Genomic DNA, 26,281 nt, shown 5'->3' with positions numbered 1-26,281 from the left:
CTCATGGCTGTAAGAACGTAAAAACAATAGCCGCACTGAGTTTTCCTGGTTTTATCGCTGAATCGTCTAATTTAACCACTTTAGCTTCAAAATGTTTTTCGTTATCTCCATTTTGAATTGGAAAATCAAGAATGCTTTCATGGTTAGTAAAATTAATTGTTGTGCAATTTTTTTTCAAACTATCACATTGCAAGAAAGTAAAGGCTGCATTCGTCATATTATTCTTTGGTGACAGTTTACCCTCTATAATTTGAGACTGACTATCTGCTGCCATTGTTACCTGTAAGTCAGGCAATATTTCATTATTATAGTCTTGGCACTGGTATTCCACTGAAAAAGGCTCTACAAGTCTTGTATTATCTATATTATTAATATCTTTTACTGTCAGCACTCGAGAGAAATTAACCACTTTATGGCTAAAGGTAAAACCGCACGTACCTTTTGATACATGACCTTTAACAATCAAGTCAACATTCGCATCTTGTTCCGTAAGCGAATACGCTGAATGATATGCTGTACTCAGAGAAAAGATAACAGCACAGCAAGCTAGGAATTTAAGGAAGCTGCGCTTTAAACTCATTCGTTCCACCTAAATCAGTGATAGCACGCCAAGTAATTGTTCCTTTCTGCATATTGGATGAAATTGGGTAAGTTAATGATGAATAGGGAGCAATTGTTGTATTTCCTTTTTCCATACTCATACTGATTTTTTGTTTATTAATATTTATTTGGGCAAGATTAATATAGTAAGGAGAGTCATTCGTCACTTTCAATTGGTTACCCTGACTTTGAAATGACAGTTTTTTCTGTGCTTCTTCTGAGGTTAATTTCAAATTTTTGGGTCGATAAAATACTTTAATAACATGATCATAACCAATATTTAAACCATCACCATCTACCTTTTCAGATTGACCTGCAATCATTGTGGCATGAAAAAAGAATAGTGATTCTCTATCACTCGGTAAATTATTGCTCTTTTCTAAAATTCTCACTTCTTGTTGAGACTTGGGCGCTATCTTAAATACAGGCGGCGTTGTCTCAAATGGTACATTACGATCATTATTCGTTGAGGTAATAAAAGTTCGCGTTAAATATGAAACTTGTGAATGACTATTTTTTATAGATATCGATACACTTTTATCCCCTTGAGGATAAACAATACGAGTCGCATCTAAGCTGACACCATCAGCAAAAGAAAATGTTGAAGCTAACAATAACAATGAACTAAAACTAAATATTTTGGTGGTGTGAAACATTTCAAATTTCATATTGTTACCTTAATGTTCAAAGTCCCCAAAGGGACTCTGAAAATATTTCTATTGCTAATGTAGCATAATATTAATATTTTTTAACCTGTACTTTTAATTATAGGATACAGTGAAAGTTACAGGTACTTTCAAGCTATCACCTACAGTTGCTTGATTAACCATAATGAGTCGTGCTTGCATCGGAATATTAGCAAAACCATCTTTAGCAATCGTATCTTCAATAGTCATCTGGGTTTCTTTATTTGGTAAAATATCTTGTGCTTTATTATCAGCATCGATTGCTTTTAATTCAACTGCCAGAGATTTCGCCGCAGAGTTAGCAAATAATGATGGATTAAATGGTGAAGCAGCACCTGATGCATGAACAAAGACAGTTGAATCACCAGCGTCTGCTGCTGAGCACTCAGTTAATGTTAAATGGAAATTTTTAGTTTCGCCAATCGCATTCCCTTTAGTTGCGCTTGCTAATTCTTGAGTCGTAAATACTCCCCAGTTAACCATTGAACCTTCTGTTGTTGATGACACATTACAGCTTGCTGCACGTACTAAGGCTTCAAATGTAATTGTTGCTGCTTGATTTTCAGCAAATGCAGCTGGCATAGATAATGTTGATGCAATGATAAATGCTGGAGCAATTTTATTTAATAAAGTCATGTGTGTGTCTCTCATATTAAAGTTTAAGTTTTAAAAGTTTTAAATTCTTTTTTACATTCATTAATTAAAAATAAAGACTGGTTTTAATTAATAAAGCAGCTTATATATCTTGTTTCGATGAGAGAATAATACGAATATTGTTTTTAGAAATAAACATTAAATGTGTAAGATAACTCAGATTAAGTGTGAATAATTTTAAAAATAAATAAAGAACAAAACAAAAATAAGCCATAAAAATCAATTATTTAATAATTTAACATTGAAATATTTGTTCACATTTCATGAAAATATACTTAAATACTATTAATCTGTAGTCGCATTGTTTTTATTTGAGAATGGCTAATATCATTAACTATGGGATATAAAGAAATAAAAAAACGCAGGCTAAGCCTACGTTTTTTAACAACTCTTTTGGGGAGTAAATAATTATTGGCTAACGGCGGCAAATGCTTCCACAATACGTTTAACATTATGGCGATTAACACCTGCCATACAAACACGGCCAGTTCCAACCAAGTAAACCGCAAACTCGTCTTTCAGGCGAGCCACTTGCTCTTTAGAAAAACCCGTGTAGCTGAACATACCGCGTTGCTTTAATAAGTGGTCGAAATTTTGGTTTGGTAGTGCCTTTTTCAGCTCATTAACCAGTACCGTACGCATGTCTAAAATACGTAAGCGCATCTCTTCCACTTCCGCTAGCCATTTGGCTTTTTCAGCGCTATTGGTTAATACCGCAGCAACAATTTTTGCGCCATTAGATGGTGGGCTAGAATATAAACGGCGAACACCCGCTTTTAGCTGACCTAACACACGGTCACGTTCATCTTGGTTTTCACAGATCACCGACAGGCCACCTGCGCGTTCGCCGTAGATACCAAAGATTTTAGAAAATGAATTACTAACAAACACGGGTAAACCCGCTTTAACCATCGCTCGGATAGCATAAGCATCTTCATTAATGCCTTCTGCAAAACCTTGATAAGCAATGTCTAAAAATGGGATCAGTTTGTGTTCTAATGCCACCTTAGTGACTTCATCCCATTGTGCAGGAGTCAGGTCGGAGCCTGTTGGGTTATGACAACACGGGTGCATTAGGATGATGCTATTTGCTGGCAATTTTTTGAATGTTGCTAGCATTTCATCAAATTTAACACCTTTGGTTTTTTCATCAAAATATGGGTAGTAATGCACTTTTGTCCCCGCGCCTGAAAAAATAGAGGCATGGTTTTCCCAAGTTGGGTCACTGCACCACACTTCGGAATCGGGATAATATTGATGTAAAAAATCAGCACCAATTTTTAACGCACCAGAACCACCAATCGTTTGGACAGTAGCGATACGTTCCTGTGCAATTAGCGGGCAATCCTCACCAAAGACTAATTTTTGTAATTCAGTACGGTAATCTTTCAAACCTTCCATAGGCAAATACAGTGATGCGCTTGCTGGCAGTTTATTTAAAGCCGCTTTTGCTGTACCGACTGTCGCCAGTTCAGGGGTTTTTCCTTCACCATCATAGTAAAGACCGATACTCAAATTAATTTTATTTTCACGAGTGTCTTTATTAAATTCATCCATTAACGACAAAATTGGGTCGCCCGGATAAGCATCAACATGTTCGAACACAGGACATCTCCTAATCATTGTTTTACGCTAAATAAACCAAGCGATGATTTGCCATATTTAGCACCATTTTTTTACGTTGTTATCTGAAAATAACCCTTTGCTGACTATTCGTCTACATATTCCATTGCAACTCTAGAGGTTAACTTCGTCAGTAACTCATAGTTTATAATGCCTGTTTGTATGGCAATTTCTTCAACTGGCAGTTGATTTCCCCATAAAATAACGTCATCTCCCACTTTATCTTCGGCATTTAATCCCAAATCCACCACGGTCATATCCATGGAAATTCGCCCAACAATAGGTACTTTTCGCCCATTAATTAACACAGGTGTGCCTGAAGGTACGTTACGCGGATAACCATCCCCATAACCGATAGCAACAACACCAAGCAGTGTGTTTTTGTCACTGCACCATGTTTCACCGTAACCCACACATTGCCCAGCCGAATGTTCCCTAATTGCAATTAATGTTGATTTTAATGTCATCACAGGAAGTAAACCGAAGTCTTTTGCACTTTTCCCTTCTTGTGGGGATGCACCATACATCATGATCCCTGGGCGAACCCAGTCATAGTGAGCTTCTGGCCACAGTAAAATTCCGGCGGAGGCGGCAATGGATTTTTCTCCCTCTTTACCCGCAATAAACTGTTTAAAACAAGTAATTTGTTTTTCAGTTGTCGGTAAATGAGGTGCATCTGCTTGGCAAAAATGACTAACAATATTAATAGGAAGCTGAACTTGTTGGCAGCGTTGTAAACGTTGATAAAAGTCTTCGGCATCTTTCGGCAGTACACCAAGGCGGTGCATGCCTGTATCCAGTTTCATCCAAACTTTAAGAGGATAAGGTAATTTAGTCGCTTCTAGCATTTCAAGCTGTTCAATACAATGGATCACGGTGTCAATCTGGTGCTCTGCCATCAACAGCAAGTCAGACTGCTCAAAAAAACCCTCCAGTAAAACAATCGGTTTTATCACGCCGTGCTGTCGTAAAAGTAGCGCCTCATTGAGTCTTGCCACACCAAAGCCATCCACCAGCTCTTCTACTGCCTGACCAACCCCTACTAATCCATGACCATAAGCGTTTGCTTTGACAACTGCAATCATTCGGCTATTTGGTGCAATTTCTTTCACCCGTTGCAAGTTGTGTCGCAGAGCGCGGCGGTTTATCAATGCGGTTGCCGCTTTCATTGTTTCCTCGTTCTTTTTCTCTAAACCCGCTAAAAATTGAGCTGCCATTTGGCAGCTCAATATGTTCTCTATTTGTTATACGCTAAAAAATATCAATTTCCATTCGATCTTGTTTCTTTATAAAGAAAAAAATCATTTAAGGTAGTTTCGCTTTAATACTCTAACGTCAATACTCTAAATAGTTTGCAGTGTCGCTAGGCGGCAAGCGAAGATATCACGGGGAGCATACATAAGTATGTGGCTCGCGTAGTTGAGTGTAGCCAACACCGCGACAGTGTAAAATATGACGAGTATTTAGTCTTCGTCGTTATACGCAGGCCCCGCGTAATTATCAAACCGAGACCACTGCCCATTAAACGTCAACCGCACCGTACCAATCGGCCCGTTACGTTGCTTACCGAGAATGATTTCCGCAACGCCTTTGAGTTCACTGTTATCGTGATAAACTTCATCACGGTAGATAAACATGATTAAGTCCGCATCCTGCTCGATAGACCCTGATTCACGCAAGTCCGAGTTAACAGGGCGTTTATCTGCACGCTGCTCAAGACTACGGTTTAACTGTGACAACGCCACTACGGGAACATTAAGCTCTTTTGCTAATGCTTTGAGTGAGCGTGAAATTTCAGCAATTTCTAACGTTCGGTTATCAGAAAGAGCAGGAACTCGCATCAATTGGAGGTAGTCAATCATGATCAAACTTAAACCACCATGCTCACGATAAATACGACGCGCACGTGAACGCACCTCTGTAGGAGTCAGGCCCGAAGAGTCATCGATGTACATGTTGCGCTTTTCCATCAAAATACCCATCGTGCTTGATATTCGAGCCCAATCCTCATCATCGAGCTGCCCAGTACGAATGCGAGTTTGGTCAACGCGGGATAATGATGCCAACATACGCATCATAATTTGGTTGCCGGGCATCTCCAAGCTGAAGATCAGTACCGGTTTTTCTTCCGTCATTGCTGCATTTTCACACAAGTTCATCGCAAAGGTGGTTTTCCCCATCGACGGACGTGCAGCGACAATAATTAAATCAGAGCCTTGTAAGCCTGCTGTTTTTTTATCGAGATCTTGATAACCTGTTGAAACCCCAGTAACACCGTCGTGCGGTTGTTGGTAAAGTTGCTCAATTTTCTCAACGGTTTCCGACAAAATGGCTTCGATGCCTTTCGGCCCTTCGTCTTTATTCGCACGAGATTCTGCAATTTGGAAAACTTTGGTTTCGGCAAAATCGAGAAGATCTTCACTACTACGCCCCTGAGGATCATACCCAGCATCCGCAATATCATTAGCGACAGAGATCATATCACGCACAATGGCACGTTCGCGGACGATGTCAGCATAAGCATTAATATTCGCCGCACTTGGAGTGTTTTTCGATAACTCGGCTAAGTAAGCAAAGCCCCCAACGCTATCCAGCTCACCTTGTTGTTCAAGGGATTCTGACAAGGTGATTAAGTCAATGGGCTTACCCTGCTCAAGCAGGATCTGCATTTGTGCAAAAATAGTACGGTGGGGGCGGCTAAAAAAGTCAGCATGGGTAACACGCTCTGAGACTGTATCCCAACGCTCATTATCCAACATTAACCCCCCTAAAACAGACTGCTCCGCTTCGAGAGAATGAGGTGGAAGTTTCAACCCTTCCATTTGATGGTCTCGAGGGGCGTCAGTTTTAAAATTCGATGAGGGTTTTTTAGCCATACATTAATATCCAAGTCTATAATTAACCAAGAGAGCCGTAGTATACGCCAATCTGCTTTGAGTTGTGGTTTTCTTTACGTCTTTCCTTTGCAAGATACCAATCAAAATAAACAATACAAAGCACAAACCAATAATTCTTCTGATTGAAACATGGCGTTATGATAAAACGATTGTTATTGTAATTAAAACGAATAGTCCTTATTGGAGATTGTCATGGCAAAACGTATTGAATTCGCGCAACATGGCGGCGCTGACGTACTTAACTTGGTAGATTATTCCCCAGCAAATCCAGCAGATAACGAAATTCAAATTGAAAACCGGGCTATCGGGATTAACTTTATCGATACCTACGTTCGCAGCGGCTTATATCCTGTTGCTCAACTTCCCTGTGGTCTAGGTACAGAAGCAGCGGGTGTTGTTGTGAAAACAGGTGCACATGTTACAGGTTTCAAACCAGGTGACCGTGTCGTTTATGCGCAAGGCCCTTTAGGCGCTTATAGCGAAATCCATAACGTGCCTGAGAGTGCGGTTGCCCATCTCCCTGATAGTATTACTTTTGAACAAGCCGCCGCCAGCTCATTAAAAGGCATGACGGTTTATTACTTATTCCATCAAACCTATCAACTGAAACGTGATGAAGCCTTTCTGTTCCATGCCGCAGCAGGTGGTGTTGGGCTGATAGCTTGCCAGTGGGCAAACGCACTCGGTGCTAAGATGATAGGCACTGTGGGTTCTGCGGATAAAGCATTAAGAGCCAAAGATGCCGGGGCATGGGAAGTCATCAACTACCAAACAGAAGACATTGCAGCTCGCGTGAAAGAAATCACTAATGGCGAAAAAGTAAATGTGGCGTATGATTCTGTAGGGCAATCCACATGGCTTGCCTCGTTAGACTCGCTCAAACGCCGTGGCTTGATGGTTAGCTTTGGTAATGCCTCAGGCCCTGTCACCGGTGTAAATTTAGGGATTTTAAACCAAAAAGGCGGGTTATATGTCACTCGCCCATCACTTGGTGTGTATGTGACTAACCGCGCTGAGCTAGACCAAGCTAGTAATGCCTTATTTGATATGATTTTAAGCGGAAAAGTGAATGTAGATGTGCCGCAATCACAAATTTTTGCCCTAAAAGATGCGCAAAAAGCCCATATCACCATCGAATCGAGGAAAACCCAAGGCTCAAGTTTATTAATTCCGTAATCAGCCGCCCAACATACAAAAAGCGCCAATTGGCGCTTGAGGTTGTTGACAAAGCGGGATAAAAGCGTGGTTTTTCCCGCTTTGTGTTATCAGCCGAAAATCAATAGATTGATTTTCCTAATTTATTCTCAAAACCTATTAGACTTGCTGACAAACATAATATGTTTGTCAGCTGTCTGAAGCGCCAATAGGCGCTTTTTCTTTTCTCTTCGCACTAAGCTATTCACCGCGAGTGACAAACTCCAGAGCTTGCTCAACAACGGCTAAGTCAGCGCCTTTTTTATGTGCATTTTCACTTAAATGACGGCGCCATTGGCGTGCACCGGGGATACCTTGAAAAATTCCTAACATATGGCGAGTCATATGGCCTAAATAAGCGCCTTTTGTTAATTCATTTTCTATATAAGGGTACATCGCCCTAATCGCATCAACACCATTGGTGACAGGAAAGTGCTCACCAAATAATTGGTTATCGACTGCGGTTAAAATTGACGGATTTTGATAGGCTTCACGCCCCACCATCACACCATCTAAATATTGAAGGTGCTGTTTGGCTTCTTCTAAGGTTTTAATACCGCCATTAATGGCCATCGTCAGATGCGGAAAATCACGTTTTAGCTGGTAAACACGCGGGTAGTCTAACGGTGGGATTTCACGATTTTCTTTTGGGCTAAGGCCTGATAACCATGCTTTACGCGCATGAATAATAAACATTTCGCAGCCGCTTTGGTGAGAAACGGTTTCAATGAAGTCGCATAAAAATTCGTAGCTATCTTGTTCATCAATACCAATACGAGTTTTGACCGTAACAGGAATAGAAACAACGTCTTGCATAGCTTTCACACAATCGGCAACCAATTGGGCATCACCCATTAAACAAGCGCCAAAACGCCCATTTTGGACGCGATCTGATGGGCATCCCACATTTAAGTTAATTTCATCATAACCACGTTCTTGAGCCAGTTTCGCACACTGTGCTAATGCAGTAGGATCGCTGCCGCCAAGTTGTAATGCGACTGGATGCTCTTCCTCACTAAAAGCAAGGTAATCCCCTTTCCCGTAAATAATCGCTCCCGTTGTGACCATTTCGGTATACAACAAGGTATTTTTGCTTAATAGGCGATGAAAGTAACGGCAATGGCGATCTGTCCAATCGAGCATCGGCGCAACGGAAAATCGGTTTAGGTTGGTATAGTGTGTCTTACCTTGAAAACTCTTGTTTTCATTGTTTTTTATATTTGTCGTGTTTCCGTGCATTTTTACCTGGTTGAATGTCATCAATGTATTAATTTGGCATAAAAAGTTAAGATAGATTATTATAGCACAGGCAAAAATGAGGATAGAGTAGAAGTTATGCGGCAATACCACTCTCATTGTTCTTACAATGACAAAAAATTAATAGCTAAAGAACCAATTTTCGTGACAAGATAAAAGTATCTTATCACATTTTTCATAAAGTTAACGTATAAAACCCCAAAATAAAAATATGCCAGTAGCAAAATTTCTCACTAAAAACAGTTTCTTATTAAATATAGTCTTAATATTTCTATTTTTTACGCTTGTCCATTATGCTATGGGGTATCACTTTAAGCCTTTTTATGTACTGGCTATTACGGGATTCGCTATATTCTTAAATAAGTATAGAAAACTCTATTTGGCTACTATCTTATTTTACACTGTAGTTGCATCGTTTTATTTCCCTGTTGGCGTACTTTATGGTCCTCCTGACTATAATATTTTTTCATCCTTTTATTATACTAATACCGAAGAAGCTAAAGGGTTTATTAGCAATATAAACTTAAGGTACTATATCTGGTCTATCCTACTATTCTTTTTTGGAATTTTTATTTGCCGAATTAAATTCAATTTTAGTAAGAAAATAAGAATAGGTGGATTTTCATTTTTTATTATCGTGGTACTGATACAACCATTCAAAGCGGTTTATAGCAACAGCCCGAAACTGTTTTTAACATCTGGCCTTCCTGAAATTAGATTTTTTACTGAAAGTTTGTACTATTTAGACTACTTAGATAAAGAAAAAAAATCGATAGAAGGGGATAACACTTTCGGTTCTCTCACCACTGATAGTCCATATGACACTTATGTTGTCATCATAGGCGAAAGTGTGCGCCGTGATTTCATGAATAACTATGGGTTTCCTATCAATAACACACCTTTTATGAACAACGTTAATGGCGTTTTTTATAATAACTACATCGCAGCAGCAGGATCTACGAATTTATCATTATCAAGAAGCCTTTCTATGTACCCAACAATGCCTAACAACATCATTACATTGGCAAACAAAGCAGGCTTTAGTACGTTTTGGATATCACGACAAGGACAAAGTGGTAAACATGATGGCCCTGTCGCTTCTATTGCTAAAAAAGCGGGAAAAACGTACTTTGTTAGTGGTAAAGCAAAAATTTCTGATACGGTAATCTCGGATGATGGTCCAGTCTTACCTAAGTTTATTGAATCACTTAATAACCCTGCCCCTAAAAAATTAATTGTTATTCACTTAATTGGTAGCCACTCTCCATTTTGCACAAGAGTTTCTGAGCAGTACGATACATTTTATAAAAGCAAAGACTTATCTTGTTATATTCAGAGTATAAAAAATACCGATTTACTTCTTTCTCAAGTGTACGCTGAACTATCAAAAACCCAAAAAACTTGGTCTATGTTATATTTTTCAGACCATGGGCTCTCTTTTATCGACCAACAGCAAGACCTAATTCATGGCTATAGCCGCCATCAAAATTTTGATGTCCCACTTTTTATCACCTCATCTGATTCTGATAAGAAAGAAATAATACAAGCACGAAGAAGTGGGCTTTATTTATTTGATTTATTTTCAGAATGGCTAGGAATAAAACAAGATAATAGAAATACATCCTGTAAAATGTTATCGAATGACGACTGTAGTAACCAAAATACAGTTGTTAACTCCGACCAACAACACATCGATTATGACCGGCTATCAGATGATAGTATTAAATAAATACCCCCCGATATGCGCAAATACATATCGGGGGTTACTAAACCAATTATGTCATTTTAATACTCAGTCACACACTATTTTTTCGCAGAAAGCAGTGCATAGCTAGTCATTAAGTTACGGTAATCAGGGATATGGTTTGAAAACAACGTCCCTAACCCTTCCACATCATTACGCCAGTCACGGTGTAATTCACAAGCAGCACCAAACCAGCTCATTAGCTGAGCTCCTGCTTTTGACATTCTATCCCATGCGGCATCACGTGTTATTGGGTTAAATGTACCTGAGGCATCAGTAATAACAAAAACTTCATAGCCTTCTTCCAGTGCAGATAGTGCAGGAAAGGCCACACACACTTCTGTCACAACACCGGCAATAATTAGCTGCTTTTTACCCGTGGCTTTGACAGCTTTGACAAACTCTTCGTTATCCCACGCGTTGATTTGCCCTGGGCGGGCAATGAAAGGGGCATCCGGAAATGTTTCTTTTAATTCAGGAACTAATGGGCCATTAGGACCATCTTCAAAAGATGTCGTCAAAATAGTTGGTAAGTTAAAATACTTTGCCAGATCGGCTAGTGCTAACACGCTATTCTTGAATTTGTCTGGATCTTGGTCACGAACTAGCGATAACAAACCCGTTTGATGGTCGACAAGTAATACAGCTGCATTATCTTTATCTAGGCGGTTATATTTAAAGCTCATATCAGCGACTCCTCAATGATTAGAAAAGTACTCTATGTTGGTTTAGATAAAACAAAAGTGGCATTTAATCTACTTACTGCTCTAAAACACCACTTTTCATCAAAAATATTTCAATAAGATGAATTCACACAATTCGTTATTTAGTTTCTGCACTCATTGTGACAAAATTTCCCATACGAGCACTGGTGATTGTATAGCTATCCGCACCGGCTGCTTTCGCTTTAGCTGCAATTTTTGCTTCTGTTGAAGCCAGCGTATCACCTGTTGCAGTGATTGTTGCTGCTGATACACCAAATGCAACGAAAGATAATACAGAAGCTGTCATCAAAGTTTTTAACATGTTCATAGTCTAATTCCTTCACTTATTATTCAATGAGACAACCCTTGTTGTCTGCGATGAAGGTATCTTATCGATAATCACATTTAGGTTAAAGCTAATAATATCGCTCATCTTATTCAATTAAACTGAAAGAAATGAATGTAAGAGGAATAAGAAAGAGATTTATTGATGGCTAAGTGGCGGAATACATCGATCCAACCATCGATGATTAGTTAACTCTTTATTAATTCAATAAGTTACTCAGCCAATTCTGGAGTTACTGCTGATAGCAAGTTCCTCATTGAAAAAGTGAGTGTAACGAATAGGTTATGGAGTAAAGGAGTTAAAATGCCTTATCGACCAGAGATAAGGCACCAATACAACCTAAATTTGCTGAAGAGAAACCTCACCAAATGTCATAAAGATCAAAGTATGCCCCGCAATTCCACGGTATACCCCTTGTTGACTATTGAGTTCACAGGCTAATGCCGTTAATTGCCATGCGTCATATTCTTCGATTTGACTAATGCGAGCGGTTAATAATGCATTGTCTTTCCGCTCACCATAAGCTTTCACCGCGATTGCATCTTGTGTTAAAGCGCTGTCGATAGAACTGTTTGCCCAACTCCACATCCAACTACCTTGGCTTTGGTCATAAGTACCAACAATTTGCACCGGCGCTGTTGCCATAAGATTATCAGGTGCATGAAAAATAATGGTTCCTTCATCTTGGTTTACTGACCAATCTGCTTCATCTAATTTCCATGTATCACAATGAAATTGGTTTTTAGCCTGTAACGCGTTCATGCTACGTTCAATTAATGCCTCATAAGGCATTTGTTCTATTTCATTATCCATTGATTACCCAATATTTTTTAATGCATTGATAATTAACTGCCAAAATTTATGATGATCTAATTTAACAGCAACTTGAGTATGGCAATTTTCAGGCGCTGGATGGCGGAAATCAGCCACTGTCATGCCTAACGTGTGTGTCCCAGTAAGCTCAATATTTATAGGGACTTTTTGTGTGGTCATTACAGTCGGATCAATAACATAAGCAACCGCACAAGGGTCATGTACTGGCGGAGCATCGAAGCCTTGGGCTTGCTTGTACATTTTCCCAAAGAAATCCAGTAGTTCGACGACAAACTGTGAACAATCACTGCCAATCGCAGCAATTTTATTCACCACATCAGAAGTTGCCAGCGCTTGATGGGTAAGGTCTAAGCCCACCATGGTTAACGGCCATTTTTCATTGAAAACAATATGAGCCGCTTCTGGGTCTATTTTGATGTTAAATTCAGCTACCGCACTCCAATTCCCAACATGATAGCCTCCTCCCATCAGTACCACTTCTTTAACTCGCTCGACAATACGAGGCTCAAGGCGAGCAGCAAGCGCAATATTGGTTAATGCACCAGTAGGCACTAAAGTTACCGTTTTAGGGGGGTGAGACATAATAGTTTCGATAATCAGTGAAACAGCATGTCGTTCATCAAGCTGCAATGTTGGCGTCGGTAGTACAGGCCCATCAAGCCCTGAATCCCCATGAATGTCAGGCGCAACTTCAATTTCTCGAACTAAAGGACGTGCTGAACCTGCGGCAAAGGGAATACCCGTAATTTTCGCCATTTCAGCGATAGCCAGTGCATTATGAGTGACTTTTTCGAGGGTTTGATTGCCGGCAACGGTTGTTACCGCCAATAATTCAATGTCAGGGTTACCATAAGCCAGTAATAAAGCAATAGCGTCGTCATGGCCGGGATCACAATCGAGGATTATTTTTTTGCTCATACCTTACCTTATTAAAATTGGAGTCAGAAATGGCACTGACCCCAATTTAGCGAGCTAGTAAGGTAAAATCTATGCTTAATATCTGAATATTCAGAAATTTATTTTAAAACATGCGCATAAACACGTTTTTTCTCACCTTCATTTTTTGAAATATACACACCTTGTAATTCCGGCGCAAAGCCCGGTAATGCATTAATACCGGTTTCAAGTGCTTTGAAATAGCGCAGTGCTGGCCCTGACCATACTTCCCCAGGCACAACGCACAATACGCCCGGAGGGTACGGTAATGCCCCTTCAACAGCAATACGTCCTTCTAATTCATCCAATGGCAATAATTCACAGTTGCCTCGAATAAATTCTAAATGTGCTTGCTGAGGCGCCATTTTCACTTCAGGGAAATGCGCTTTACGGAACATCTCTTTTTGCAGCTGTTTAATATTGTCATTAACGCTGAGTTGGTGCATTTCTTGGCACAAACGACGCAAGGTATAGCCTTGATAGTGCTCTTGATAGCGTTGATAAACCGATGGCAAAACCTCTTCCAATAGTGCGTCTTCATCCAGTAATTGCTCAAAACGTACTAAATGAGAGACCAATAGCGCTAATTTTTCCTGTGTTTCTGCAGGGGTTAACAAAAATAAAATTGAGTTTAAGTCACATTTTTCAGGGATCACACCATGTTCACGTAAAAAATGCGCCAATATCGTCGCAGGTACGCCAAAAGCTTCATATTCTCCACTTTCAACATCAATACCCGGGGTCGTTAGCATCAGTTTGCAAGGGTCCACAAAGTACTGATCCTGCGCATACCCCTCAAATGCATGCCAACGCTCTTGCGGTATGAAGTTAAAGAAACGCTGCTCAGCGGCGATCTGCTCTGTAGGGTATTCTTGCCATAACTTGCCATCAACAATTTCAGGGACAAAAGGCTTAAAATAGCGGCAGTGCTGAAATATCGATTTTCTTACCTCAATTCCCACTTTCACACAGTCCATCCACATCATTTTACCTGCATCACCTTGGTGAATACGTGCATTGACATCTAAAGAAGCAAATAAAGGATAAAATGGGCTGGTAGAGGCGTGCATCATAAAAGCATTATTGAGTTTTTTGTGTGAAACAAAGCGCTCTTGCCCTTTGATATGATTATCTTTTTTATGGATTTGTGATGCTTGAGAAAAACCAGCCAGTTGTTTATGAACTGACTGAGTGACCATAATTCCGGGGTCGTTTTCATTTAATTCAAGTAGTAATGGCGAGCACTGGCGCATCATGGGAATAAATTGTTCGTAACCGACCCACGCAGAATCGAATAAAATGTAATCACATAAATGACCTATTTTATCAACGACTTGCCTTGCGTTATACACAGTGCCGTCATAAGTTCCAAGTTGGATCACCGCTAAGCGAAATGGTCGTTTGGCTTGCGCTTTTTCCGGCATCACTTCTTGGATAACTCCACGTAAATAACTTTCGCTAAAGCAGTGCGCATCAATACCACCAATAAAACCAAAAGGATTACGTGCCGTTTCAAGGTAGATAGGTGTTGCCCCTGCCTGTATCAGCGCCCCATGGTGGTTTGATTTATGATTATTACGATCGAACAAAACTAAATCACCCGGTGTTAATAGCGCGTTTAGCACCACTTTATTGGATGATGAAGTGCCATTTAATACAAAATAAGTTTTGTCCGCATTGAACACTTTTGCGGCGAATTTTTGCGCTTCTTTAGCTGCGCCTTCGTGGATCAATAAATCGCCCATTGCGACATCAGCATTACATAAATCGGTACGGAACAGGTTTTCACCATAAAATTGATAAAACTGCTCCCCTGTCGGGTGGCGACGGAAAAATTGGCCGCCTTGGTGCCCTGGGCAGGCAAAAGTCACATTATGACCCGCAGCATAATCCATCATTCGAGCAAAAAATGGCGGTAATAACTGCTCAAGATATTGATTCGCAGCATCAAGTAATTGACGACTATTTTCTTCACGAGCAGCGGGGGCGGGTGGTAATAGCGCCGTCAAATAAGGTGGTAAATTTTCATCGGTTGGCAGCTGTTTATCACTGATGATAAACAGCGGAATACTCAGCTGACTCTCAACGACTCTTTCCCACAACCCTTGGTTGGCATCTTGTTCAGATAGCACGACAGCGGCAATATTGTTTAACTGTGCATCGCGAATATCTACCCACTGAAATTGATTAGTGAAATAGATTGCGACCCCCTGGCTACATGCCACATTGATTTTGTTCATAGCAGTCTGGCTCTTAGTTAGCTGAGGAAAAGAGGCGGACAATATACTTGATAGATCAGGGAATTGAAATGATTAGCATGGTAAGAAAAGATAGCTAGATTTAGAAAGTCGAATATATTTTATAAGCCACTGGTTAATAGCATAAAAATTCTATCTCATCACAACCCACTCCCCCATACTTCAGGCCATCATAAAGATAATAAAAAGATAAATTAACCAATTAACCCGGTGATCACCACCAATTAATCGGTCAATTTATCCGTAATGGGACGTTAGTTGTTTTTTTCCACATACAAAGTCTGTGATGGGAATGCAAAGTCCGCATCGTGGCGTTTAACTATTTCAATGATCTTCAAATACACGGCTTGTTGCGCCGCTAACCATTCCGCCCAAACTGTTGTTTTGGTAAAGCAATACACCATAATATTTAACGAAGAGTCGGCAAAAGCATCGAAATAAACTAATAAGGTTTGGCTGGTATCGATATTCGCATCTTGTTGTAACATTGTGCGGATATCGTCGACAATCGCCCCAATTTTGTCTGAATCTTCGTAACGTAAGCCAATTTCAGTTTTGATGCGCCGGTTAGTCATGCGCCCTGGGTTTTCCACACTAATAGAAGAAAAAACCGAGTTGGGGATATATAGCGGGCGGTGGTCAAACGTAATAATTTTGGTGATCCGCCAACCGATTTCAACCACCGTTCCTTCGATATTTCGATCCGGTGAGCTGACCCAGTCACCAATGTTGAAGGGCCGATCAAAATAGAGCATTAACCCAGAGAAAAAGTTACTTAGGATATCTTTACCAGCCATACCGATAGCAATGCCGCCAATCCCGCCAAATGCCATCAAACCAGAAAGGCTCATTCCAAAATGCTCACCAAACAGTAGCACCATAATGACAAATATTGCGGTTTTAAATACGCGGGCGACAATACGTGCCGAAGTGGGGTCACTACCTTTTTTAATCTGCGTTTTTTCTAATCGGTTCGCTAACTGGAACAGCTTTCGCATTAAAATCAATGCAATCAATGAGATGGTTATAAAATTAACCAGAGAAGTTGAAATAAAGGTTAAATCAAAATCCGTTGCGGCCATGTCTACATATTGAGCAATAACAATCACCACGCCACACAGCACAAGAGTTTGAACCACATGGATCAAAATACTTTTGCGCTTATGTTTATGTTTACGTCGTTTATGTACAACCTCAAAAACTAAATAGACTGCGAGAAAAGCCGCAATTAAGGTCATGCCAATCGCATATTTTTCAAGTAATACTTCTATCATTTCTAACCGCCCTAAAATTTACCTGATAGATCTTATTTTTATTTGTTTTACTGTGTATTATTTCTCGTTATCTTGTTATTAAGATAACAATTATAAAGATAATTTTCCCAATAATTATCAGTTACTTTTTAGATTATCCAATAATGAATAACAACCTATTTTCCCCAAATGACAAAGAAATAGACAATGTCCATGCACTTAGGCCGTCCCAACAGTATAACTATTTCATTGGTAAAATAGCTGACTGGGAGCAGGTATGGAGCCTCGGTGATGGGGAAAACCTCGTTACCGCATGGAATGATGAAAAATGCCTCTTTCTGCCCCTCTGGCCTGCCAAAGCGTATGTTGAGTTGTGTTTAACGGGTGAGTGGGCGAATTTTACGCCAATGCTATTTACTCTTGAACACTTGATGACAGAAATTTTACCTGATATGCATGAAGCAAATATTAAGGTTGCGTTGATGATGCAACCTGATGGGAAAAAAACATTAGTTTATGATGCGGCGGCACTTCTCGCTGATTTAGAAGAAGAATATCAGCAATATGAGTAAAAGGCAGCAATTCACTGCCTTTTATTACGAGAACTACTTTTCAACACCGGTGGTCACGGTGAATTCACGGGTTTGCCCCGCTTCTAACCAAATCAGAGTTTGGCTATTTTTTGCGGCTAAAAAGCCTTCTGGACGACAAGTGGCAGGCAATACAAATGCGCCAACTTTTTGGTCACCATTGTACAAAATCCAACGAGTTGCATAATTTAGTTGGTTAGATTTAAAACGCGTAACAAACGTATCTCCTGCGGGTGAAATCATCCTAAACTCAGGCGTTGCGGTATATTGGCTGAGGTCATCCATAAAAAACACAATTTCAGGGTCACACATTTGTGGCTGATTAAGCTGATTTAATGAGACTTTGCCAGATTTCAATGCTTCATTAAATTCGAGCCATTTTTCAGTTGGCTGTACATGCCCCGGTATTGATTCACGCAATTTAATCGCATTTTCAGGAATATTTTGTGTTAGCGTTGCATTCTCCACGTAAGCATAATTCATATGGCACATATATTGGAGAGGCATAGGAACCGATGCTAAATTGGTGACTGACATATGAATATCAAATAATGCACTGCCCGCATTTAATTGCACTGACGGTGTCGCACGGTAATGGTGACCAAAACCCATCACATACTCATATTCGCCGACAACGTTCAAGCTTTCGTCTGTCAGTTCCAGCCAAGCGCTATCCATTGATGCACAGGGCATTTCTCCATGTAATGGATGTGAATCTTCTGGAGAAGGACAACCATTGCTGATTAAACCTGAATGGAATGCAAAGCAACCGTAGGTTTCAACTACTGTTGGAACACGTTTTGGCGCTGAAAACATATTTTCCATTTTCAGATTTTTGCCACAAAATTCCGCATCCCAAATCATTTGTCCTAAAAAAGGCAAAATAGTTAAATGCCCTTGTTGATTTTCAATTCGTAACCCTTCCACGCCAGTGTGATAACGAAATGCCGTGGCAGTAAATTGGTTATTTTTTAGAATAAGCGTCGGGTTTTCCGTAAATAAGCTTTTGTGAAGCGGTATCAATGTTTTCATTTTCATACTCACGGTTTAATAAAAGAAGTTGGGTAGCACACGCTACCCAGTTTGAAGACTATTTCGTGGCTTGTTTCGCTTTAAAACGGCGTTCACCAACAAAGTAAATACCGACATACACGAAACACAACATGGAAACGAGGAATGAAAGTTGTAATGAGTGCAGCATATCTGCGACATAGCCTTGAACAGCAGGGACAACCGCAGCACCGACAATCGCCATCACAATGACCGCCCCGGCCATTTCAGTATGCTCATTATCCACAGTATCCAAAGTGCCTGCATAAATGGTTGCCCAGCAAGGTCCAAACAGAATACTGACCATCACCGCTGCATAGACCGCTGTAAAACTCGGAATAAATGCAACATAAATTAGGAACAGCGCACCAATCACCGAGTAGATAATTAGGACTTTTTCTGCATTAAAGCGGGTCATTAAAATATTGGCAATAAACTTACCAATAAAGAAACAAGCGAAGCTATACACCATGAAATTCGAGGCATCACGTTCGTTAATATCCCCCATTTCTAATGCGAGACGAATGGTAAATGACCATACTGCCACTTGCATTCCGACATATAAGAATTGGGCAATAATTCCTTTTCTAAAGCGGCTATTTTTCGCTAAATATTTTAAGGTTTCTAATGCAGTAGGACGCTTATGATCTTGCGTTTCTGCCACTTTACATTTAGGAAACTTGGTAATAAGGAATAAAATCATTACCACAACCAATACCATAATCATGTAACGATAAGGTTCGAGGGTATTTTCCAGCATGGCTAAACGGAACTCATGGATTTGCTCCGCATTCATTCCCGCCATTTGGTTTTGTAAGCTATCCCCTTCGGAAAATACCAGATACTTGCCCAGTAAGATCCCGCCTGCGGCGCCAATTGGGTAGAAGGTTTGGCTAATATTTAAACGCAATGTGGCGTATTGTTTCGGACCTATCATTGAACTATAGGTATTCGCAGCGGTTTCGAGGAAGCTTAAACCGATCGCAATGGCGAAAATAGCCGCCAAGAACATGGTATAAGTCGCCATATGAGAAGCAGGGAAGAACATACTGCAACCTGCGATATACAGGATCAGTCCCACCATAATGGCATATTTATAGCTGGTTTTTTTGATCACTAACGACGCAGGAATAGCGATTAAGAAATAACCACCATAGAATGCGCTTTGTACTAAAGCCGAGGCGAAGTTGCTGAGTTCAAAAACACTTTTAAACTGTGTGATTAAAATATCATTTAATGCTGCTGCACATCCCCATAATGGGAACAGGCACGATAGTAGGATAAATTGGAATAGAGGCGTCTTACTCAGGTAGCCATCCGGTAACTGAGTGATGTTCTTAATGTTCATAGTAACCCTTATATTTTTATAATTTATACCCGATGAGTGGCTATGTGGCTCTGATGACCACTTAATTATTCAAAGGGTATATAGCTACGTTGGACTATTATTATTTAGCTATTCATTAGCTGTGTTGATTTGCACAAATTCATTAAATTGCTCAACACTTGGATAAGAAGATTGAGTTCCTTTCCCTGTCACACTAAAAGCCGAAAACATCACTGCTTTTTTCAGTGCTTCTTCAATATTCCCCGTATGGACATAGTAATGTGAGAAGCAGCCGATAAAGGCATCCCCTGCACCACTGGTGTCAATCGCATTTACTTTAATTGCGGGTATATGTAACTCGCTGTCGCGAGTCATCCATAACGCCCCTTTTTCCCCTAATGTTACGATGACGTTTTTTAACCCTTTATCCAATAAAGACTGCGCAGCACGACGAATGTTATCCATCGTGTCGACTGGCATATTGGTTAAAATTTCGAGTTCCGTTTCATTAGGGACAAAGAAATCACATCGGCAGGCAAAATCGAGATCGAGCGTACGTTGTGCAGGGGCTGGGTTCAGTAATACTGGGATCCCATGCTTATTGCCGAATGAAATCGCGTGATAAACCGTTTCAAGCTGGACCTCTAATTGCAGAACGATCAATTTACATTTCTTCAGATCTTCCGCTGCACGATCGATATCTTCAGGTGATAAAAATTTATTCGCCCCTTTGACGATCAAAATACTATTTGATGAATTTTGATTAACAAAAATAGGTGCGACGCCACTTGAGGTACAAGGTACTTTTTCCACATAACGGGTATTAATACCGTAAGACTCAAGATTACGGATCGTATTATCTGCAAAAATATCATCACCAACTTTGGTTAACATGATCACTTTTGAATTTAACTTAGCAGCAGCAACCGCTTGGTTCGCACCTTTACCACCGCAACCAATTTTGAAAGCTGGCGCTTCTAACGTTTCGCCTTCTTTTGGCATTTGATCGATGTAAGTGATCAAATCAACCATGTTTGAACCAATAACTGCTATATCCATAATGTCCCTCGTGTTAAATAAATCACATAATGATATGATAGTAACATTATCATGTTGCAAAAATATCATTTGTGATTAGGATCTCGAATAACGAATGATCAAGTGTTATATCTACCACATTTCCTCATTCTTTGTTGTCTATCCCACATTTATATAGGAAAGTTGAAAATGCAAGACTTAGCAAAATATATTGATCACACTTTACTTGCTGCGAATGCGACTGTCAGCGATATTACCAAACTGTGTACGGAAGCGGCAGAACACCATTTTGCATCGGTGTGCGTAAACACGGGTTATGTTCCTTTAGCCAGTGAACTTTTAAAAAACAGCGACGTTAAGGTTTGCTGTGTGGTAGGCTTCCCACTAGGTGCGGGCTTAACGGAAACCAAAGCATTTGAAGCTGCAGAAGCCGTACGCCGTGGTGCTGATGAAGTGGATATGGTTATCAACATTGGCATGCTCAAAAGTGGCGACTTAGACTTTGTTCGCAAAGACATTGAAGCGGTATTTGCTGCCTGTGGTAAAGCAACATTAAAAGTTATTTTAGAAAATTGCCTATTAACCGATGAAGAAATTACTCAAGTTTGTGAAATTTGCCGCACAATTAAAGTCGGTTTTGTGAAAACTTCAACAGGTTTCAGTACAATGGGCGCAACAGAACACCATGTCGCCCTGATGCGCAAAGTGGTTGGCGATGAAGTCGGTGTAAAAGCCTCTGGTGGTGTGCGTGACCGTGAAACCGCAATTAAAATGGTTAAAGCAGGCGCAAACCGTGTTGGTGCTAGTGCTAGCGTTGCCATTGTCACAGGCAATAACACCAAACCAAGTGACTATTAAGTGATGGGGCGCGGTCTAACCGCGCCAATTTTGTATATCATAAAAGGATCGTAGGGTGATAGAAACTAAACAAAAAGAACGCCTTCGTCGTTTAAGTGAATGTTTAAAACGCTCAGGCCGCATTCATTTAAAAGAAGCCGCTAGAATACTCGAAGTCTCAGAAATGACTATTCGACGAGATCTCAGCGCAGATACAGAAGGCCCCATCCCCATGTCACTGCTTGGTGGCTATATAGTTTCTGTTACCCAACCTGCTAATTTAGTCGCTAATGAACAACAAGCGGACGTGTTTACCCCAGATCAAACGGAAGAATTATATATCCCGAACCTTGCCGCTAGCATGGTGACAGAAGATGATGTGATCTTCTTTGATAATGGCATTGAAATGGCAACCCTGATCTCCCTCATTCCTGAAGAGATCAATTTTACGGGCATTTGTTATTCACATAACGTTTTTCTCGCTCTTAGCCAGAAAAAAAATGCCACTGCGCTATTATGTGGCGGGGAATATCGCCCTAAAAGTGATTCTTTTTACAACCCATCACTCCCTTCATTACTTGATTCAATCAACCCGAAAAAAGCCTTTATTTCAGCAGCTGGTGTGCATGGGAATTTTGGCGTAACTTGCTATAATCTCGATGATTTACCCATGAAGAAAAAAGCGATGGAAAAATCTATCCGTAAGATTTTACTCGCCCCTTATAACCTGTTTGATGAAGTCGCTACCGCCAATATGGGGGAATTATCACAATTTGATGTGATAGTCACAAACAGGCAACTTTCTGATGAATATGAGACATATTGTCGTAATGGCTTTGTGAAAGTAATTTATTAAAACCATCAATAGATTAAGCGGACAATATCTTGCCCGCTGACATTAGATCTTCACTGTCAAATAGTCTTCTGCGATTTCGCTCGCGGGGAACACAGCTTGGCATTCCGCAAGTAATTTTGGGATATCCTCACTCGTATAGCGACCACTCAAGTGAGTGGCAATAAACCGTTTAACGCCTGCCGCACGAGCTAGCTCAGCCGCTTGTACCGTAGTCGAGTGCCCTCGCTCATTAGCTTTTTCTGCAAACTCCGCTTCTAAGGTTGTTTCATGGATCATCACATCGGCATTTCTCGCGAGTTCCAACGCTTGCTCTGTCGGTTGCGTATCGCCAAAAATCGCAACGACTTTACCGGGAACGGGCTCACCGAGGTAATCAGCCCCATTGACTGTTCGGCCATCATCAAGAACTATCGTTTCCCCTGCCTTGAGTGCCTGCATCCAAGGGCCACGAGGAATATTATCATTGGCTAATTTCGCCGCGTCTAGTGCGCCACTTTTCGGATGTTCTTCAATACGATAGCCATAGCACTCCACACGGTGATCAAGGGCATAGGCCGTCACAATCAGCTCCCCATCGTCAAATAACAGGCCGGCTTCGATTTCCACTATCTCCAGTGGGTATGTCATATAAGACACACTCACGGTGAGTACCGTTTCAATATATTGTTTTAACCCTTTCGGCCCATAAACAATCAGTGGGTCTGTTGCTCCCCCCATAGAGCGGCTACATAACAAACCGGGTAAACCAAAAATATGGTCGCCATGTAAATGAGTAATAAAAATTTTCTCAATCTTGGGCGCTTTAAATGGGCTGTTTAAAATACGGTGCTGTGTCCCTTCACCACAATCAAATAACCAGTAGCTTTTACGGATGCCGACTAAATTTAATATCATACTGGTGACATTTCGCTCTTTTGTCGGCACACCAGCACTGGTTCCTAAAAATGTTAATTCCATAATGCCCTCATCTAATTTATTGTTTTTATTATGGTAAGATTTTTTCCAATAGAAAATTTATTTATTTTATTCATCTATTATTCAATATTTTCCAATTATAAATAAACGTCGGTTATTCCTGATTTTTTCCAATATACAAATCCCTTTTCTGTATTAATCCAATTAATTCCCAAGCGTTTTTTACGCCGCATATTCCACAATACTAAAAATGAATATCCAATCTAGGAATATATTTAATGCTTTGCTCTAAAAAGAAATTTCCTGCCCCTTTGGCCTTATTGGTGGCGACATGGTCATTAACTATTATGCCAACATTGTCCAGCGATGCAAAAATGCTAACACCGGATGAACTCCCTCTTTTAGGTAGTCCTATCCCAAAACTAGAAAGTAACGATGGCGAACGTAACTTAGCGCAATACAGTAAAACTGCCGCATCATGGCTTGCAGAACAAAAAAATAGCCATGAAATCTCACAAATGGCACAAAGTTATCTCAGTAATCAAGCGGCTAATGCAGCAATAGAGGAAATTACCCATTGGCTCTCAAAAGCGGGTAATGTGAAAGTCAGTCTGAATTTTGATAAGCAATTATCACTTAAAAATAGTCATTTTGATTGGCTGATCCCTTGGTATCAACAAACTAATATGCTGTTATTTACCCAACACAGTATTCACAACACGGATGGGCGACTACAAAGCAATAATGGGATTGGTTTGCGCCATTTCAATGAGCAGAGCACTGTGGGTGTCAATGCATTCTTTGATCATGATCTTTCACATTATCACTCCCGGTTAGGCGTTGGCGCTGAATACTGGCAAGATTACTTAAAACTCAGCGCTAATACCTATTTTCCCGTTTCGTCATGGCGTAGTTCATCTGAGCTAACTCGCGCTTATGATGCACGTCCTGCGCGTGGGTGGGATGTACAAGCTCAGGGATGGCTACCAGCTTACCCGCAACTGGGGGCTAATCTTAAGTTTGAACAATATGTCGGTCATAATGTTGCTCTAATGGGGAAAAATAAACTTCAAGAAGACCCAACCGCAGCCACTTTAGGTGTAAATTGGACCCCTTTCACTCTTATCACCTTGGGTGCAGAGCACAAAATAAGCAGTGGATTACAAGATACCAGTGCCAAAGTGCAATTTAACTGGGCATTTGATAAGACTTTTATTGAGCAAATTGACCCTGCTAAAGTCGGTGAATCACGACGTGTTTCGGGTAACCGCCTTGACTTCGTCAATCGCAATAACAATATTGTTCTTGATTATCAAAAGAAAATAGCAATTCAATTGAAGCTCGCGGCAAAAATTCAAGGTGAAGCCGGACAAGAGTTGCCATTGGTGCAATCAATAACAACGCAATATCCACTGAAAAAAATTGTCTGGAATGCACCTGAATTACTCGCTGCCGGTGGTGTTATTAGCTCATCGGGTCAAAATGCTACCGTAAAATTACCCACTTATAAAACGGCATCAACACCATCAGAACGGGAAAGATTGAATCGTTATCGCTTAAGCGGTATTGCTTATGATATTCATGGCAATGCATCATCGACCACCGATACCCTCATTGAAGTGACCAGCAAAAACACCGCAACAACTAGCCAACCAGTGATACAAAGTCTTAACATCGTTCAGACAGCAGCATTGGCTAATGGTAAAGCAGCCAATATGATTACTGCCTATATCACCGACGCTCTAGGTAATCCCATCGCAGGAGAAACCGTTAATTTTAGCGCGACTCGTGGTAAAATTGACGCTCAAGGGGTGACAAATCAAACAGGAGTTATTGAAATGCCACTCACTAGTGTACACAGCGGAATTAGTAGAGTGACCGCAACAATAAATGGCCAAAGTGAAACCGTTACTGTTTATTTTATCAGCGGAACATTGAAAAAAATTGAGATCCTGAATACGCAATCGCCCCATGCAGGAGAAGAAACTGTTATGGCTCTCAGGTTAACCGATGTGAATGGTAATCCCGTTTCTGGCGCAGATGGGATCATCATGGTCAATATTGGCAATAAACAAGTTCCTGTCGAGATTGAAGAAAGTTCGGTTAATTTAGGTGAGTATAGCGGGTTACTTGCAGGGCAAATGTCCGGAGATTACACCATTAGCGCTTCTTTACATGGAAAAACGTCACCTAAACATAGGCTAACGGTGAATCCACCACTCACTATCAATGCGAAAAATTCTGATGGCAGCGGCCCTCAAGGTCAGTTAGGTGTCGTCGAAAACATCGAAATATCTGCATCGTCCACGCATAATGTCACCGTTGGCAGTGATGTGCTCATTACGGTCACTCTTAGCGATGCCTTTGGCAACACACTTGAGGGTATAAACCCTAAAAATATCGACCTTGGTCGTTATAACACTAATATCCTTGGTTGGTATGAAGAGAGTGATGGGGATTATTCTACCTACTTAACATTATTAACACCGGGTGATATTGATATTATTGCTTCTATCAATGGGCATTCTAGCTCTAAATTTACGGTGCCTGTGACACCTTAATTCTCCTTAAACTTTTCCCCCTCGTCTTTAGAGGGGGAAATAAAAAACACCGATTAATCAATAGATAATAATAACCATTCCTAACAATTCCATAATGCATATTTCCTTTCCGTTTAAATCC

At 40.5% G+C, this 26,281-nt stretch carries 23 protein-coding genes; 6 read left to right on the top strand and 17 right to left on the bottom strand.

From position 1 onward, the window contains the following. Position 1: 1 nt before the first annotated feature. From PSF09_RS16480 to dnaB, 6 genes are all read right to left on the bottom strand, one after another. Positions 2 to 580 carry a fimbrial protein gene (locus PSF09_RS16480; RefSeq protein ID WP_272666226.1) on the bottom strand — a complete coding sequence of 193 codons (579 nt, stop codon included), beginning with the start codon at positions 578 to 580 and terminating at the stop codon, positions 2 to 4. Next, positions 555 to 1,268, bottom strand: a complete 714-nt coding sequence (locus PSF09_RS16475) for a fimbrial biogenesis chaperone (protein ID WP_272666227.1) — start codon at positions 1,266 to 1,268, stop codon at positions 555 to 557. The genes PSF09_RS16480 and PSF09_RS16475 overlap by 26 nt, the downstream gene beginning before the upstream one ends. 93 nt (positions 1,269 to 1,361) lie before the next feature. Next, positions 1,362 to 1,922 carry a fimbrial protein gene (locus PSF09_RS16470; RefSeq protein ID WP_210835830.1) on the bottom strand — a complete coding sequence of 187 codons (561 nt, stop codon included), beginning with the start codon at positions 1,920 to 1,922 and terminating at the stop codon, positions 1,362 to 1,364. 426 nt (positions 1,923 to 2,348) lie between these two features. Beyond that, the gene (locus tag PSF09_RS16465; protein ID WP_115166560.1) at positions 2,349 to 3,545 is read right to left on the bottom strand and encodes an amino acid aminotransferase; all 1,197 of its coding nucleotides are present in this window, start codon (positions 3,543 to 3,545) and stop codon (positions 2,349 to 2,351) included. A gap of 104 nt (positions 3,546 to 3,649) precedes the next feature. After that, positions 3,650 to 4,732 carry an alanine racemase gene (gene alr / locus PSF09_RS16460; protein ID WP_272666289.1) on the bottom strand — a complete coding sequence of 361 codons (1,083 nt, stop codon included), beginning with the start codon at positions 4,730 to 4,732 and terminating at the stop codon, positions 3,650 to 3,652. Between the two features lie 294 nt (positions 4,733 to 5,026). Beyond that, the gene (gene dnaB / locus PSF09_RS16455; protein ID WP_042848859.1) at positions 5,027 to 6,439 is read right to left on the bottom strand and encodes a replicative DNA helicase; all 1,413 of its coding nucleotides are present in this window, start codon (positions 6,437 to 6,439) and stop codon (positions 5,027 to 5,029) included. A gap of 213 nt (positions 6,440 to 6,652) precedes the next feature. On the opposite strand from dnaB, the gene PSF09_RS16450 reads away from it, so the two are divergent. Beyond that, positions 6,653 to 7,636 (top strand): quinone oxidoreductase, encoded by a 984-nt coding sequence (locus PSF09_RS16450; protein WP_210835686.1) that lies wholly within the window; start codon positions 6,653 to 6,655, stop codon positions 7,634 to 7,636. Positions 7,637 to 7,855: 219 nt separating this feature from the next. Here PSF09_RS16450 and dusA read toward each other — a convergent pair whose 3' ends face one another. Further along, a complete protein-coding gene (dusA, locus tag PSF09_RS16445; RefSeq protein WP_272684181.1) occupies positions 7,856 to 8,893 on the bottom strand; it encodes a tRNA dihydrouridine(20/20a) synthase DusA in 1,038 nt (345 codons plus the stop codon). Between the two features lie 229 nt (positions 8,894 to 9,122). Between dusA and PSF09_RS16440 the strand changes: the two genes are divergently transcribed. Then, positions 9,123 to 10,640 (top strand): phosphoethanolamine transferase, encoded by a 1,518-nt coding sequence (locus PSF09_RS16440; protein WP_272666229.1) that lies wholly within the window; start codon positions 9,123 to 9,125, stop codon positions 10,638 to 10,640. A gap of 74 nt (positions 10,641 to 10,714) precedes the next feature. On the opposite strand, the gene ycaC is transcribed toward PSF09_RS16440, so the two are convergent. The 6 genes from ycaC to PSF09_RS16410 form a co-directional block, all read right to left on the bottom strand. Then, positions 10,715 to 11,341: an isochorismate family cysteine hydrolase YcaC gene (gene ycaC / locus PSF09_RS16435; RefSeq protein WP_004260919.1), complete on the bottom strand. Its 627-nt coding sequence runs from the start codon at positions 11,339 to 11,341 to the stop codon at positions 10,715 to 10,717. A gap of 136 nt (positions 11,342 to 11,477) precedes the next feature. Continuing rightward, entirely contained in the window at positions 11,478 to 11,687 is a 210-nt protein-coding gene (locus PSF09_RS16430) for a YdgH/BhsA/McbA-like domain containing protein (RefSeq protein ID WP_272666230.1), read from the bottom strand. Between the two features lie 357 nt (positions 11,688 to 12,044). After that, entirely contained in the window at positions 12,045 to 12,518 is a 474-nt protein-coding gene (locus tag PSF09_RS16425; protein ID WP_272684180.1) for a DUF6882 domain-containing protein, read from the bottom strand. 3 nt (positions 12,519 to 12,521) lie between these two features. Next, entirely contained in the window at positions 12,522 to 13,457 is a 936-nt protein-coding gene (gene uriH, locus PSF09_RS16420; RefSeq protein ID WP_272684179.1) for a uridine-preferring nucleoside hydrolase UriH, read from the bottom strand. Between the two features lie 98 nt (positions 13,458 to 13,555). Next, entirely contained in the window at positions 13,556 to 15,715 is a 2,160-nt protein-coding gene (locus tag PSF09_RS16415; protein ID WP_272684178.1) for an ornithine decarboxylase, read from the bottom strand. A gap of 272 nt (positions 15,716 to 15,987) precedes the next feature. Beyond that, positions 15,988 to 17,007: a mechanosensitive ion channel family protein gene (locus PSF09_RS16410; protein WP_272666234.1), complete on the bottom strand. Its 1,020-nt coding sequence runs from the start codon at positions 17,005 to 17,007 to the stop codon at positions 15,988 to 15,990. Positions 17,008 to 17,150: 143 nt separating this feature from the next. Between PSF09_RS16410 and PSF09_RS16405 the strand changes: the two genes are divergently transcribed. After that, entirely contained in the window at positions 17,151 to 17,558 is a 408-nt protein-coding gene (locus PSF09_RS16405) for a DUF2750 domain-containing protein (RefSeq protein ID WP_272666235.1), read from the top strand. A 33-nt stretch (positions 17,559 to 17,591) separates the two neighbouring features. Here PSF09_RS16405 and PSF09_RS16400 read toward each other — a convergent pair whose 3' ends face one another. The 3 genes from PSF09_RS16400 to rbsK all read right to left on the bottom strand — a co-directional run bounded on the left by PSF09_RS16400 (position 17,592) and on the right by rbsK (position 21,012). Next, positions 17,592 to 18,608 (bottom strand): aldose 1-epimerase family protein, encoded by a 1,017-nt coding sequence (locus PSF09_RS16400; RefSeq protein ID WP_272666236.1) that lies wholly within the window; start codon positions 18,606 to 18,608, stop codon positions 17,592 to 17,594. Positions 18,609 to 18,666: 58 nt separating this feature from the next. Then, positions 18,667 to 19,974, bottom strand: coding sequence for an L-fucose:H+ symporter permease (fucP, locus tag PSF09_RS16395; protein WP_198641995.1), 1,308 nt, complete (start codon positions 19,972 to 19,974; stop codon positions 18,667 to 18,669). Between the two features lie 108 nt (positions 19,975 to 20,082). Then, positions 20,083 to 21,012, bottom strand: a complete 930-nt coding sequence (gene rbsK / locus PSF09_RS16390; RefSeq protein WP_102139120.1) for a ribokinase — start codon at positions 21,010 to 21,012, stop codon at positions 20,083 to 20,085. 168 nt (positions 21,013 to 21,180) lie between these two features. Here rbsK and deoC point away from each other — a divergent pair, with 168 nt between their 5' ends. After that, a complete protein-coding gene (gene deoC, locus PSF09_RS16385; protein ID WP_272666237.1) occupies positions 21,181 to 21,849 on the top strand; it encodes a deoxyribose-phosphate aldolase in 669 nt (222 codons plus the stop codon). A 55-nt stretch (positions 21,850 to 21,904) separates the two neighbouring features. Then, complete coding sequence (deoR, locus tag PSF09_RS16380) at positions 21,905 to 22,684, top strand: DNA-binding transcriptional repressor DeoR (RefSeq protein WP_272666238.1); 780 nt, start codon at positions 21,905 to 21,907, stop codon at positions 22,682 to 22,684. A 42-nt stretch (positions 22,685 to 22,726) separates the two neighbouring features. Here the strand turns inward: deoR and rnz are convergent, their stop codons facing one another. Further along, on the bottom strand, positions 22,727 to 23,641 hold the full coding sequence (gene rnz, locus PSF09_RS16375; protein WP_272666239.1) for a ribonuclease Z: 915 nt from the start codon (positions 23,639 to 23,641) through the stop codon (positions 22,727 to 22,729). A 236-nt stretch (positions 23,642 to 23,877) separates the two neighbouring features. Between rnz and PSF09_RS16370 the strand changes: the two genes are divergently transcribed. Further along, positions 23,878 to 26,160, top strand: coding sequence for an inverse autotransporter beta domain-containing protein (locus PSF09_RS16370; protein WP_272684177.1), 2,283 nt, complete (start codon positions 23,878 to 23,880; stop codon positions 26,158 to 26,160). Positions 26,161 to 26,281: the final 121 nt, after the last annotated feature.

This window comes from Providencia sp. PROV141, assembly GCF_028481645.1.
Classification (GTDB): Bacteria; Pseudomonadota; Gammaproteobacteria; order Enterobacterales; family Enterobacteriaceae; genus Providencia; species Providencia rettgeri.
Note: the sequence above shows the minus strand (reverse complement) of the source record. Positions and strands in the feature narration are given on the sequence as shown.

What these genes read in the sequence shown, in the direction of transcription:
- PSF09_RS16480 (WP_272666226.1), bottom strand. Translation starts at nt 580, where the DNA reads ATGAGTTTAAAGCGCAGCTTCCTTAAATTCCTAGCTTGCTGTGCTGTT.
- alr (WP_272666289.1), bottom strand. Translation starts at nt 4,732, where the DNA reads ATGAAAGCGGCAACCGCATTGATAAACCGCCGCGCTCTGCGACACAAC.
- PSF09_RS16430 (WP_272666230.1), bottom strand. Translation starts at nt 11,687, where the DNA reads ATGAACATGTTAAAAACTTTGATGACAGCTTCTGTATTATCTTTCGTT.
- deoC (WP_272666237.1), top strand. Translation starts at nt 21,181, where the DNA reads ATGCAAGACTTAGCAAAATATATTGATCACACTTTACTTGCTGCGAAT.
- PSF09_RS16470 (WP_210835830.1), bottom strand. Translation starts at nt 1,922, where the DNA reads ATGACTTTATTAAATAAAATTGCTCCAGCATTTATCATTGCATCAACA.
- PSF09_RS16450 (WP_210835686.1), top strand. Translation starts at nt 6,653, where the DNA reads ATGGCAAAACGTATTGAATTCGCGCAACATGGCGGCGCTGACGTACTT.
- dusA (WP_272684181.1), bottom strand. Translation starts at nt 8,893, where the DNA reads ATGCACGGAAACACGACAAATATAAAAAACAATGAAAACAAGAGTTTT.
- PSF09_RS16425 (WP_272684180.1), bottom strand. Translation starts at nt 12,518, where the DNA reads ATGGATAATGAAATAGAACAAATGCCTTATGAGGCATTAATTGAACGT.
- rnz (WP_272666239.1), bottom strand. Translation starts at nt 23,641, where the DNA reads ATGGAATTAACATTTTTAGGAACCAGTGCTGGTGTGCCGACAAAAGAG.
- dnaB (WP_042848859.1), bottom strand. Translation starts at nt 6,439, where the DNA reads ATGGCTAAAAAACCCTCATCGAATTTTAAAACTGACGCCCCTCGAGAC.
- PSF09_RS16475 (WP_272666227.1), bottom strand. Translation starts at nt 1,268, where the DNA reads ATGAAATTTGAAATGTTTCACACCACCAAAATATTTAGTTTTAGTTCA.
- PSF09_RS16415 (WP_272684178.1), bottom strand. Translation starts at nt 15,715, where the DNA reads ATGAACAAAATCAATGTGGCATGTAGCCAGGGGGTCGCAATCTATTTC.
- fucP (WP_198641995.1), bottom strand. Translation starts at nt 19,974, where the DNA reads ATGAACATTAAGAACATCACTCAGTTACCGGATGGCTACCTGAGTAAG.
- PSF09_RS16440 (WP_272666229.1), top strand. Translation starts at nt 9,123, where the DNA reads ATGCCAGTAGCAAAATTTCTCACTAAAAACAGTTTCTTATTAAATATA.
- uriH (WP_272684179.1), bottom strand. Translation starts at nt 13,457, where the DNA reads ATGAGCAAAAAAATAATCCTCGATTGTGATCCCGGCCATGACGACGCT.
- PSF09_RS16370 (WP_272684177.1), top strand. Translation starts at nt 23,878, where the DNA reads ATGCTTTGCTCTAAAAAGAAATTTCCTGCCCCTTTGGCCTTATTGGTG.
- PSF09_RS16410 (WP_272666234.1), bottom strand. Translation starts at nt 17,007, where the DNA reads ATGATAGAAGTATTACTTGAAAAATATGCGATTGGCATGACCTTAATT.
- PSF09_RS16400 (WP_272666236.1), bottom strand. Translation starts at nt 18,608, where the DNA reads ATGAAAACATTGATACCGCTTCACAAAAGCTTATTTACGGAAAACCCG.
- PSF09_RS16405 (WP_272666235.1), top strand. Translation starts at nt 17,151, where the DNA reads ATGAATAACAACCTATTTTCCCCAAATGACAAAGAAATAGACAATGTC.
- ycaC (WP_004260919.1), bottom strand. Translation starts at nt 11,341, where the DNA reads ATGAGCTTTAAATATAACCGCCTAGATAAAGATAATGCAGCTGTATTA.
- rbsK (WP_102139120.1), bottom strand. Translation starts at nt 21,012, where the DNA reads ATGGATATAGCAGTTATTGGTTCAAACATGGTTGATTTGATCACTTAC.